The sequence below is a fragment of the Kosakonia sp. LAM2021 genome (assembly GCF_016620385.1).
Lineage (GTDB): Bacteria > Pseudomonadota > Gammaproteobacteria > Enterobacterales > Enterobacteriaceae > Kosakonia > Kosakonia sacchari.
On record NZ_JAENHT010000004.1, the window covers coordinates 234,445 to 246,129 of the forward strand.

The 11,685-nt window shown below is 52.6% G+C and carries 14 protein-coding genes; 7 read left to right on the top strand and 7 right to left on the bottom strand.

Translation table 11 applies throughout. The features are described 5' to 3' along the window. Positions 1–11 precede the first annotated feature (11 nt). Together JKP81_RS11835 and JKP81_RS11840 are read right to left on the bottom strand one after the other, a co-directional pair. Positions 12–293, bottom strand: coding sequence for a DUF1161 domain-containing protein (locus tag JKP81_RS11835; RefSeq protein WP_200551888.1), 282 nt, complete (start codon positions 291–293; stop codon positions 12–14). A gap of 86 nt (positions 294–379) precedes the next feature. Next, the gene (locus JKP81_RS11840; RefSeq protein WP_200551889.1) at positions 380–1,297 is read right to left on the bottom strand and encodes a LysR substrate-binding domain-containing protein; all 918 of its coding nucleotides are present in this window, start codon (positions 1,295–1,297) and stop codon (positions 380–382) included. A 107-nt stretch (positions 1,298–1,404) separates the two neighbouring features. Here JKP81_RS11840 and JKP81_RS11845 point away from each other — a divergent pair, with 107 nt between their 5' ends. Both JKP81_RS11845 and JKP81_RS11850 read left to right on the top strand, forming a co-directional pair. Continuing rightward, on the top strand, positions 1,405–2,043 hold the full coding sequence (locus JKP81_RS11845; protein ID WP_200551890.1) for a LysE family translocator: 639 nt from the start codon (positions 1,405–1,407) through the stop codon (positions 2,041–2,043). A 79-nt stretch (positions 2,044–2,122) separates the two neighbouring features. Then, positions 2,123–2,833, top strand: coding sequence for a YnfC family lipoprotein (locus JKP81_RS11850; protein WP_200551988.1), 711 nt, complete (start codon positions 2,123–2,125; stop codon positions 2,831–2,833). 19 nt (positions 2,834–2,852) lie between these two features. On the opposite strand, the gene speG is transcribed toward JKP81_RS11850, so the two are convergent. Then, a complete protein-coding gene (speG, locus tag JKP81_RS11855; protein WP_200551891.1) occupies positions 2,853–3,413 on the bottom strand; it encodes a spermidine N1-acetyltransferase in 561 nt (186 codons plus the stop codon). Positions 3,414–3,465: 52 nt separating this feature from the next. Next, on the bottom strand, positions 3,466–3,804 hold the full coding sequence (locus JKP81_RS11860; RefSeq protein ID WP_200551892.1) for a DUF1283 family protein: 339 nt from the start codon (positions 3,802–3,804) through the stop codon (positions 3,466–3,468). Between the two features lie 148 nt (positions 3,805–3,952). Between JKP81_RS11860 and JKP81_RS11865 the strand changes: the two genes are divergently transcribed. Together JKP81_RS11865 and JKP81_RS11870 are read left to right on the top strand one after the other, a co-directional pair. Beyond that, positions 3,953–4,279, top strand: a complete 327-nt coding sequence (locus JKP81_RS11865) for a YnfA family protein (RefSeq protein ID WP_200551893.1) — start codon at positions 3,953–3,955, stop codon at positions 4,277–4,279. Positions 4,280–4,825: 546 nt separating this feature from the next. Next, positions 4,826–6,289, top strand: coding sequence for a mannitol dehydrogenase family protein (locus JKP81_RS11870; RefSeq protein ID WP_200551894.1), 1,464 nt, complete (start codon positions 4,826–4,828; stop codon positions 6,287–6,289). Positions 6,290–6,367: 78 nt separating this feature from the next. Here JKP81_RS11870 and ydfZ read toward each other — a convergent pair whose 3' ends face one another. The 3 genes from ydfZ to ydfG all read right to left on the bottom strand — a co-directional run bounded on the left by ydfZ (position 6,368) and on the right by ydfG (position 8,264). After that, on the bottom strand, positions 6,368–6,571 hold the full coding sequence (gene ydfZ / locus JKP81_RS11875) for a putative selenium delivery protein YdfZ (RefSeq protein WP_017456687.1): 204 nt from the start codon (positions 6,569–6,571) through the stop codon (positions 6,368–6,370). Between the two features lie 167 nt (positions 6,572–6,738). Next, positions 6,739–7,425 carry a GntR family transcriptional regulator gene (locus JKP81_RS11880; RefSeq protein WP_200551895.1) on the bottom strand — a complete coding sequence of 229 codons (687 nt, stop codon included), beginning with the start codon at positions 7,423–7,425 and terminating at the stop codon, positions 6,739–6,741. Between the two features lie 89 nt (positions 7,426–7,514). After that, complete coding sequence (gene ydfG / locus JKP81_RS11885; protein ID WP_200551896.1) at positions 7,515–8,264, bottom strand: bifunctional NADP-dependent 3-hydroxy acid dehydrogenase/3-hydroxypropionate dehydrogenase YdfG; 750 nt, start codon at positions 8,262–8,264, stop codon at positions 7,515–7,517. A 185-nt stretch (positions 8,265–8,449) separates the two neighbouring features. Here ydfG and dcp point away from each other — a divergent pair, with 185 nt between their 5' ends. From dcp to JKP81_RS11900, 3 genes are all read left to right on the top strand, one after another. Next, entirely contained in the window at positions 8,450–10,495 is a 2,046-nt protein-coding gene (gene dcp, locus JKP81_RS11890; protein ID WP_200551897.1) for a peptidyl-dipeptidase Dcp, read from the top strand. A 443-nt stretch (positions 10,496–10,938) separates the two neighbouring features. Further along, positions 10,939–11,157, top strand: coding sequence for a hypothetical protein (locus JKP81_RS11895; protein ID WP_007374905.1), 219 nt, complete (start codon positions 10,939–10,941; stop codon positions 11,155–11,157). Between the two features lie 49 nt (positions 11,158–11,206). Further along, the gene (locus JKP81_RS11900; RefSeq protein WP_200551898.1) at positions 11,207–11,635 is read left to right on the top strand and encodes a hypothetical protein; all 429 of its coding nucleotides are present in this window, start codon (positions 11,207–11,209) and stop codon (positions 11,633–11,635) included. Positions 11,636–11,685: the final 50 nt, after the last annotated feature.

Below are 11,685 nucleotides of genomic sequence, written 5' to 3' on the forward strand. Positions count from 1 at the left end.
GGGGATTATATTTACTGCGCGCCGGTGTTTTCTTCGCTCTGCTGAGCTACACCGCTGTTGCGGGTATAGAGAATTTTATAAGTGTCATTAGCGCAATGACCGACGACCTGGGAACCCGCCTGGTCAGCCTGATCATTAGGTACGATGGTTAGCGTAAATCCCGTTTCCGGCACGCCATTATTGATAATACGCTGCTGAATATCGGTTTTAACCCGTTCGCATGAATCCGGCGCAGCGAACGCCGGTACAGAACCCACCAGCAGTAATGCGCAAAGCCAACGTGAATAGTGCATCCTCTTCTCCTTCTGTTTTACCCGCTCTAAGCTTAGCACTTGCGATGCCCGCAAAAGGTAAATATCTGAATCATCTGAATAAGCCGCTATCGCTGTTTTAATAACTCCACTTCCGGCGGGAAATAGACCGGTACGGCGGTGCGCAGGAATTCGCCGAGACGATCAATATTCTTTTTGCGCGGTGAATCTTTTGGCCACACTAGCCAGTAACTGTCGCCAGTGCTGATTGCTTGCGGGAAGGGCAGCGTTAACTGATTTTGCGCCAGCGCGGACAGGCTGAGCAGCAGATCGCCAACCGCCACGCCATGACCACCGATTGCCGCCTGGTAGGCTTGTTCCAGCGTGTCAAACACCGCGCCGCCGCCAAGGGCGAGCGTGGGAAATAAACCGCTCCCGGCCTGCCAGCGCCGCCAGTCGCGGCGATCGCGTGAAGGGTGAATTAAGGTGCAATTGCTCAGATCGCGTTGCGCCAGTTCTTTAAGCGCCGGGGCGCAGAGCGGGATCAACCACTCATCAAATAAGCGCAGGCATTGCGTGTACTCACCAAAATGGCCGTTGCCGAGCAGGATGGCGCAATCGAAGGGTTCGGTGCGGAAATCGACGGTGTCGATATCCATCCACACACTGCTGATCTCTACCTGCGGCGTGCTGTGTTGCTGGCGAAAGGCGTTTAACACATCTAATAGCCAGCGCATCGTCAGCGTCGACGGGGCTTTGAGCCGCAGTTGATGCTGATGGCTTCGCAGTGTCTGGCAGGCATTTTCCAGTTGCAAAAAACCGTCCTGTAAACGAACAGCCAGCTGGCTTCCTGCTTCGGTCAGGGTAATTTTCGGGCCATGGCGCAGAAACAAACGACACCCAAACCACTCTTCAAGGGTGCGAATATGGCGGCTTACCGCACCGGGCGTGACATTGAGAAAAAGGGCTGCCTGGCTAAATGATGACATTTGCGCAGCAACGGTAAATGCCCGTAATGCATAAAGTGGCGGCAGATTTTGGTTCATCCGTGCGTTATCCATTGTGAGTTTTTTGCATAGCGAACGGCAGTTTAACTCGTTTTTCAGGCCCGCGCTTTCTGGTGATACTCCGTCAACAAATAAAAAGGAGGGGGATGATGGGATCACTGAACGTGGTGCTGCTGGGAACATACATCGGTGCGGTACTGACGTTGCTGGCAACGCCCGGGCCGGTGGTGGCGCTGGTGTGCGCGGCGGCGGCGCGGGGCAACCATGCGCGCGCGTTTTTAACGCTGGCAGGCACTAATCTGGCCTCGCTGGTATTAATTGCGCTTGCGGGGTTAACGCTGGCCGGCGTTGTTACGCTCTCGGCCTGGCTACTAAATATGGTAGGGCTGGTGGGTTCGCTCTTTATTGCGGTTAGCGCGGTGCAAGCATTGCGCGCTTTGCGGCGAGAAAAAGGCATAGAGATGTCGCAAAACGGCGAACAAGGCGGGTTTGTTATGGGCTTTATGACGGCCATCGCTAACCCAAAAGATATTCTGTTTTTTATCGCTTTTTTCCCGCAGTTTATCGGTATTACTGGCGATTTCACCGCCAGCATCTCGGTGCTTACTGTTATCTGGATGGTGCTGGATTTTAGTGTCTTAACGCTCTATATCCTGGCCGTTAAACGCTGGCTACCGACGGGGCAAAGTGGACGTTTTGCTACCTTCTCATCATTGATTTTATTGCTAATAGGCGTGAGTGGCGCTGGTTATTCGCTGCTGTTACTCGCCAGTCAGCAGGCCTAACAACAAAGAAGTCATTGCCCTAAGTTATAAAGCTTTTGCTAATATAAGCGCATTACAAAAGAAGAATGTGGTGAACCCATTGAAAAAACAGCTGTTACTTATCTCTCTGGCGGTGGCGCTTGCCGGATGTGATAAGCCGAAGGGACCCGTTTCATTCACGCCGGAAATGGCTAGCTTCTCGAATGAATTCGATTTTGATCCGTTGCGTGGACCGGTTAAAGATTTCAGCCAGACGTTACTTAACGATAAAGGTGAAGTCACGAAACGCATTACCGGAACGATGTCGAAAGAGGGATGTTTCGATTCGCTTGAACTGCACGATCTCGAAAACAACAGCGGCGTGTCGCTGGTGCTGGATGCCAACTACTATGTCGAGGCGGAATCGAAGGAAAAACGCCTGCGTTTGCAAGGTAAATGCCAACTGGCGGAGTTCCCGGCAGCGGGCGTAACCTGGGACACCGACGATAACGGATTTGTGGTTCGCGCAACCGGCAAGGAGATAGAGGTCAAATACCGCTATGACGATGAAGGGTATCCGCTGGGGAAAACCACGGCATCGAAAGACGCGACGTTGTCTGTTGTGTCTACGCCTTCGAAAGATAAGCGCAAAAAGCTCGATTACACCTCTGTCAGTACCCTGAACGATAAGCCGCTGGGCAATGTCAAACAGGCCTGCGAATACGACAGCCATGATAACCCGGTGAGTTGCAGCCTGGAGATTGTGGACGAAAGTGTTACGCCGCAGGTGACGCATAAATACAGCATCAAAAACACCATCGAGTATTATTGATGCCGCTGACCACCGTGCTTTATTGCGCGGTGGGTTTCAGTAGCGTCGGGCCGCTTGTTTTGTGGTTTTCAAGATATTGCTGCTGGAAAATACACATGCGAATGGTGTTGCGGTACTCACCATTAATAAAGAACTCATGGATTAATTCACCTTCGACCATAAACCCCAGCTTGCGGTAAATGTGAATCGCTTTTTCGTTCTCTTTATCAACAATCAGATAGAGCTTGTACAGATTCAGTACCGTAAATCCGTAATCCATCGCCAGCCTTGCGGCCTGTGATGCCAGCCCTTTGCCCTGAAATTCCGGGGAGATGATTATCTGAAATTCTGCACGGCGGTGAACGTGGTTGATTTCGACCAGCTCTACTAATCCGGCTTTTTCACCATCGCACTCCACCACAAAACGGCGTTCGCTTTGATCGTGAATATGCTTGTCATACAAGTCAGAAAGTTCAACAAAGGCTTCGTAGGGTTCTTCAAACCAGTAACGCATGACGCTGGCGTTATTATCCAGTTGGTGAACGAAGCGCAAATCCTCGCGCTCGAGCGGGCGCAGGCGGACGGTGTAAACGTCACTCATGAAAAGTCCTTTTAGGTAAGCGGAAATCGGGCGCGGTGTGCGCCCGTGGCGGTTAGCGAATTTGCTGTCCGGTGCGGCGATCCAGACAACGCAGGGTGTTGGGTTCCCAGTAGGCGTTGAGGTTGCTGCTTTTCTGGCATTTGTCCTGCGCATCAAACGCGACATCGGTTTTATCCCACTCTTTTTCCACGCGTTTGTTCACTTTGCTACGCAGGCTGCGGGTGTCATTCCATTGCTCTTTTTCCATCGCTGCGGATTGGCGGCTTTGCGCGTTATCGCCGGATTCAATCACCAGACGGTTGGTTTCGGCCAGTGCTGAGGTGGTGTACGCGATGGCACCCAGCGTCAGCATTGCGGTGAGGCACAGGCGTTTGCTAAGTGTTTTAGTCATTGCGATTTCCTTAATTTGAGGGAGAAACAAGATGCCCATATCACTCTATTCTATGCGATCTCAGCCACACGGGATAGCCAGCCGGGACTCACTCTCAGAGCATTATCAGGTATGATAGTTCAACCAAGTTTGAATCAACGTGCCACTGATGCTGAAAACAACACTCCTGTTCTTTGTCACCGCGCTGTGCGAAATCGTCGGTTGTTTTTTGCCGTGGCTGTGGCTAAAACGCGGCGCTACGCCACTGTTAATTATTCCCGCAGCGTTCGCGCTGGCCATGTTCGTCTGGTTGTTAACGCTGCATCCGGCGGCCAGTGGGCGCGTTTACGCGGCTTACGGTGGCGTGTATGTGTGCACCGCGTTAATTTGGCTACGTGTGGTCGACGGCATCAAACTCAGCGTCTACGACTGGCTTGGAGCGCTCATCGCGATGTGTGGGATGTTGATCATTGTTGCTGGCTGGGGCCGCGCGTAATGTACGCCGTTTTCGATAGTGAGTGTGGCAGACTGGCTGTTCGCATACCGCCTTTGTTTCTCTCCACGCTTTAGCTCTTTGTGAGACGGTTTGAATAGCCCCAGAGGTGATACCCGGCTCGCGAATCCGCTTCTGGCGCATGGTGCTTCTGAAGAAAGTGGGGTGTGGTTACAGATTTTTCTCCGGCGAGATTTTCTTCACTATTCCCGGTTCAGCAAGTCTGTTTAAGATGATGTCCGCTGCATACTAACGGATTGATTTTTTGTCGAACTCTTCATGCGCATGGCTCCCGAGCGTTATTTTTTTTAAACGCTTTTTCCACAATTCCACATCGCCACGCATTCTGCACAATCACGTTAACTCATCTTATTTTCACGCTGAATACATTCATTGCTTTAAATGCAAAGTTGAATATACGATTTTTTGACACATTTGGTTACCATTCTAGTTGGTGTAGTCCGCAAATCCTGTCGCAAATCATAGTCTGCTTTACAGCAGTCCGTAATCTATTGAACCACTGTTTCACTTAATAAGATGAGTCTCACCATGGAAAACAGGCTATTAAAGGCGAAAGCCACGTTACCCACTTATGACCGTAACAAACTGGTTGCGCGCATTGTGCACCTTGGTTTTGGCGCGTTTCACCGCGCGCATCAGTCAGTTTATGCCGATATTCTTGCCGCAGAGCATGGCAGTGACTGGGGCTATTGCGAGGTCAATTTGATTGGCGGTGAGCAGCAAATTGCCGATCTCAAGCAGCAGGATAATCTATATACCGTGGCGGAAATGTCTGCCGACGCGTGGACTGCGCGTGTGGTTGGCGTAGCAAAACGTGCCCTGCACGCACAGGTGGATGGCCTGGAAACCGTGCTCGCCGCCATGTGCGAACCGCAGGTTGCCATTGTTTCACTGACCATCACCGAGAAAGGCTATTGCCACTCACCGGCGACCGGCAAACTGATGCTCGATCACCCATTAATTGTCGGCGACCTGCAAAACCCGCAGCAGCCAAAATCGGCCGCGGGCGTGGTCGTGGAAGCCCTGGCGCGCCGTAAAGCAGCAGGTTTACCGGCTTTCAGCGTGATGTCCTGCGATAACATGCCGGAAAACGGCCATGTCACCCGCAATGTGGTCTGCGCTTACGCGCGCGCGGTGAACGCAGAATTGGGTGACTGGATTGAAGCGAATGTGACGTTCCCGTCAACCATGGTAGACAGAATTGTTCCGGCTGTGACCGCCGAAACGCTGGATAAGATCGAGCAACTGACCGGTGTCCGCGATCCTGCGGGCGTGGCCTGTGAGCCGTTCCGCCAGTGGGTGATTGAAGATAATTTCGTGGCGGGTCGTCCGGCGTGGGAAAAAGCTGGCGCTGAGCTGGTGGCGGATGTGGTGCCGTTTGAAGAGATGAAACTGCGCATGCTGAACGGCAGCCACTCCTTCCTGGCGTATCTGGGTTATCTGGCCGGTTATCAGCACATCAATGAGTGCATGGAAGACGAGAATTACCGTCGCGCCGCACACGCGTTGATGTTGAAAGAGCAGGCACCAACGCTGAAAGTGCAGGGTGTGGATCTGGCGCATTACGCCGATCTGCTGATCGCGCGTTACAGCAATACCGCATTACGTCACCGCACCTGGCAGATCGCCATGGACGGTAGCCAGAAGCTGCCGCAGCGTATGCTGGATTCTGTGCGCTGGCATTTAGTGCATCAGCGTGATTTCTCCCTGCTGGCGCTGGGGATTGCTGGCTGGATGCGTTATGTCGGCGGCGTCGACGAGCAGGGGCAAGCGATCGAAGTGTGCGATCCGTTGCTGGCAGTGATCCAGAACGCGGTTAACAGCAGCGCGCAAGGTGAAGCGCGTGTGCAGGCATTGCTTGGAATTGAGGCAATTTTTGGCAATGAATTGCCCAAAGACGCGACCTTCATGGCGCAGGTGAAAAAAGCCTATCTGACTTTGCTGGAGAAAGGCGCGAAAGCCACGGTGGCGCAGTACGCCGCAGCGCTTTAACTGCGAGCCTTTAATTCAGTACAGAAACAGTGAATGCCGCCATGGCGGCATTCTTTTTTACCACATGCTTTTTAACGCTTAGTGCAAGCCAAGACGAATCAGCTCTACCGGTTCGAATTTACCTTCGCAGCCTTCCACTTCCACCGTTTTGCTACGGCGCAGTTGCGCGGGGTTTAATCCCTCGGCGTGAATAGCGACGATTTTGCCGGTGCGACCAGTGCCATTAATCATCACGCGCGTACCGGTGGTGATAGCGTTACGGTTACGATCATACGTCATCATGGTGGTTTCTCCTTACTGAAATCCGCAAAACGAAACGGGGCAGAAGATGTCCCCGAAATGGACGCCTTATAAATACGCCCCTGAGCTGATGAGTTTTTGTTTTTGATCAAAGTCACACTTTTTTGCCGGAAAAAAATGTGACCTGGCGGAGATAAGAAGGGGAAAAGTTACTCTTCGTTGAACCAGTCGCGGTTTTCCTGGCGAATAGTTTTTACTGACTCGCTGATTTCCTGCAAATGCAACGTCATGGCGCGATCAACGGCGTCGGCATCGCGTTTTTCCAGTGCGGAGAAAATATCTATGTGTTGGCGCAGCAGCATCTCCGGCGGCGAAACATGATCAAGGCTCATATAGCGCACGCGGTCGATGGTCGCTTTAATATTTTCGATAGTGTCCCACGCTAACTGGCAGTCGGCGATGAGCGCCAGCTTCTGGTGGAAATTATCGTCCAGCTCAAAAAAGTCATTCAGTTGCTTACGCTCAATCGCGGTGCGCTGCTGATTCAGGTTTTGCTCCAGCTGGTAACAGGCGCTGTCATCAATCATCGTTGCGGCGCGGCGGGCAACGGCGCACTCAATGGCCTGACGAACAAAACAGCCGTTACGCACCTGCGTCATGGAGATTTTATTGACGTAGCTACCGCGCTGCGGGCGGATTTGAATCAAGCCGTTTTCAGCAAGTTTAATAAAGGCTTCGCGTACCGGCTGGCGTGAAACGTCAAAGCGCACCGACACCTCTTTTTCGGACAACGGCGTGCCTGGCGGGATCAGGCAATGAACAATGTCCCGCCGTAAGATGCGGTAAATTTGTTGATTGACGGGCTGTGTAGGGTTGAGTTGCGTTTCAGCGGCCATTCGCTCTTACTTTTTAAAGGGTTAACCTGTCTACCATACCATTAATTTAATGCACATCCCATACCCGGCCCGCAGGCCGGGCGGGGAAATTACTCTTCGCGATGCACGCTAAGACCAGCATATGTCTGGCTGACCGGCATCATTTCGAGGGTATTGATATTGACATGCTTCGGCAACGTGGCGACCCACCACACCGCTTCGGTAACGTCTTCCGGCGTCAGCGCAGTGGTGTTCTCGTAAGTTTTCCCGGCTTTCGCGTCATCGCCTTTAAAGCGCACATTTGAAAACTCGGTGCCGCCCACCAGACCCGGCTCGATATTGGTCACGCGCACGGCGGTGCCGCTGAGATCGGTACGTAAGTTGAGGCTGAATTGCCGTACAAAGGCTTTGCTCGCGCCGTAGACGTTGCCGCCGGCATAAGGCCAGCTACCGGCGGTGGAACCGATATTGATGATGTGGCCGCGATTACGCTCAACCATGCCCGGCAGCACCGCGCGCGTCATATACACCAGACCTTTATTGTTGGTGTCGATCATGGTTTCCCAGTCATCGACATTCGCTCGGTGTGCCGGCTCCAGACCCAACGCCAGACCTGCGTTGTTAACCAGTACATCAATTTCGCGCCACGCGGCAGGCAGGGCAGAGATAAACTCTTCAATCGCCGCGCGGTTGCGCACGTCCAGTTGTGCGGTATAGAGGTTATCGCCCAGTTCGTCCTTCAGTTCCTGCAAACGCTCCTGACGGCGGCCTGTAGCAATCACTTTATGGCCGTTCTGAATAAAACGGCGTGTAATACCTTCGCCAAAACCCGCGGTTGCCCCGGTAACCAGAATAATCATCTCACTGTTCCTCAACGCTTTTTGTGGTGTAGCGACATAGCATGCACCGCTTTATAGCGGTAACACAACTTATCCCGCATACAGTGTGGCAAAAAACGCCAGCTCATGCGCGAAAGCAGAGAAATGATTGCGATGCGCGCGGCGGATGCCTACTCTGAGATGAATCACGCATTCAGGAGCGAAATATGTCGGTCACGAATCCTTTCTTTTCTGCCAGCACACTGCCTTACCAGGCGCCGCCGTTTGATGTCATTAATCAGGAGCATTACCGCCCGGCGTTTGATGAAGGAATACGACAAAAACGCGCTGAAATTGCCGCTATTACGCAGGATCCTGTGCCAGCGGATTTCGACAACACCTTGTTGGCTCTGGAGCGCAGCGGCGCGCTGCTCACCTATGTCACCAGTGTCTTTTTTGCCATGACATCGGCCTATACCAATGACTTTTTACAACAGCTGGATGAGGCGTTTTCAACTGAACTGGCAGAGCTGGCGAACGATATTTACCTCGACGATGCCCTGTTTGCCCGCGTGGAAGCGGTATGGAAGCAGCGCGACGCGCTGTCTCTGGATGCCGAATCCTTGCGTCTGGTGGAAACCACCTATCAGCGCTTTATGCTGGCGGGCGCGACGCTGAGCGCGCAGGACAAAGCGACGCTGAAAGCGCTGAACACCGAATCAGCCACTTTGACGAGCCAGTTTAACCAGCGTCTGCTGGCGGCGGATAAAGCCGGTGGGCTGGTGGTGGATTATGCCCATCAGCTTGATGGTTTGAGTGCAGAAGATATTGCCATTGCTGCCGAGGCAGCAAAAGCCAAAGGGCTGGAAAACCGTTGGTTGTTGTCATTGTTGAATACCACCCAGCAACCGGCTCTGGCGGCGTTGCGCGATCGCCAGACGCGTGAAAATCTGTTTAAGGCGAGCTGGTTGCGCACGCAAAAAGGGGATGCCAACGACACCCGCGCTATTGTGTTACGCCTTGTGCAGTTACGCGCGAAGCAAGCCAAACTTCTCGGATTTGCCGATTTTGCCAGCTGGAAAATTGCCGATCAGATGGCGGCAACGCCGCAGGCGGCGCTGGATTTCATGCGTGATATCGCGCCCGCCGCGCGTGCCCGTGCCGAACGAGAGCTGGCCGATATCCAGCAGGTTATCGATACGCAGCAGGGCGGTTTTACCGCGCAGGCCTGGGACTGGGCGTTTTATGCCGAGCAGGTGCGTCTGGCGAAATATTCGCTGGATGAATCCCAAATCAAACCGTACTTTGCGCTCAATACCGTGCTTACCGAGGGCGTTTTTTGGGCCGCGAGAGAGCTGTTTGGTCTTCGTTTTACTGAACGGTTTGATATTCCTGTCTATCACCCGGATGTTCGCGTATGGGAAATTTTTGACGCGGATGGTGCCGGATTAGCGCTGTTCTACGGTGATTATTTCGCCCGCGACTCAAAAAGTGGTGGCGCATGGATGGGCAATTTTGTCGAGCAGTCAACGCTCAACGGCACACAACCGGTGATCTACAACGTCTGTAATTACCAGAAACCCGCAGCCGGACAGACGGCGTTGCTTTCGTGGGATGACGTCATTACGCTGTTCCATGAATTTGGACACACTCTGCACGGGCTGTTCGCCAGCCAGCGCTACGCCAGCCTCTCCGGCACCAATACGCCGCGTGATTTTGTCGAGTTCCCGTCGCAAATCAATGAACACTGGGCAAGTCAGCCGCAGGTGTTTACCCGCTATGCCCGCCACTACCAAAGCGGTGAACCGATGCCGGAGCTACTTCGCGAGAAGATGTTACGCGCCACGCAGTTTAATAAAGGTTACGACATGACCGAACTATTAAGCGCAGCGCTGCTGGATATGAACTGGCATGCGCTGACGGACGGCGAGAACGTAAGTGATGTTGAGAGTTTCGAGGCGCAAGCGTTGCGCAAAGAGCATCTCGATTTGGCAGCGGTTCCGCCGCGGTATCGCAGCAGCTATTTTGCCCATATTTTCGGCGGCGGTTATGCGGCCGGTTATTACGCTTATCTGTGGACGCAAATGCTGGCGGACGATGGTTATCAGTGGTTTGTGGAGCAGGGCGGATTAACACGTGAAAACGGGCAGAAGTTCCGTGAGGCGATTTTATCCCGTGGCAACAGCGAAGATCTGGCTGCGCTTTATCGCCAGTGGCGCGGTCACGATCCTGAGATCGAACCGATGCTGAAAAACCGGGGATTGGGTGAATAGCGCGAGAAAGTTGCTTTAAAAACTTACATAACCCGCCAGAGCATTGACCTGAATATGCCCGGCAAATAACGTGGACATGGTGATGAATCCCCCTGCGCGGAGGGGCTACCAGTCATACCTTTTTGGGGTGAAAGCGAGTTCTGCGGGCTGGAGCAGACTCACCGGGAGGCACCCGGCATCACCGAAATCTGTATCGCCAGAGGCTTTTTTTCTTAAAGGCCTCTGGCGTTTTTCTTAAATCACCACGGTTCAAATCCCTGTTTTTACCCATTTCATTTATTAAATTGCGGGCTGGTTCACACTTCCTGGCATAGCGTTATCCCTCTCATTAAGCCAAATTAAAGAACCTGATTTTACGGCTTAACATTCTGTGGCATTACGCAGGCATTGAGAAAGTGGCTGTGCTAATGTCGAGTGCTATTTAAGCAACTGAGGTAACCGACATGACCAAAAATGTAGTGGTAATACGCGCCGGTGGTAAGGTTGAAAACGTGACCGTGGAAGATAATGCAAAATCGGTCACGTTTAAAAATGAGCAAAGCTCTTTTCTTGAAATCCCAATTGAACCCTGGGAGCTTGATGGAGAAACCTTCCTCGTTGCCCGATTTTCTGACCTGGTCAGCCAGCAGGAAACTGAACAAGCCATCCGGAAATTCTATTGATCAACAACCGCCCGCGGGCGGTTTTTTCATGCGGTACGCGGAGGTGTAAATGGCAAATGAACGTGAAGTTTCAGAAACTGCCGCTCCCACAGTGAGCACTCAGGATAGCGCCTTATCCCATCTGGTCTCCTGTGCCAATCTCGGCGCGGGTATGGTGGTAACGCTGGTTGTCGGCGGTCAGGTAGTGGCGGGTGAACTCGTATCCGGGCAGGAATATGCGTTATATACCGCGAAATCTATTCGAGCTATTCAGGGAGATGACGCGTCGCTGAAAAATTCCATCGCGCTTTTCTTTGATGATCTGGCTAATGATTATCGCGTTGAAGAGGGGCACGATATTCCGCTTAATTATTTACATATTAAAGATCCCTCGTGGATGACGGGAACGGGTGGTTGGACGAGCGTAAAAGGGACAATATTGCGCGTTCATATTGCGAAAGTGAGCGGCTTTTCTTTAGGGAAAGCGAAAAACGCCTGAATAAAGGAAATTAAAAGGGCCTCATTTGAGGCCCTTCCTATAACACTTGT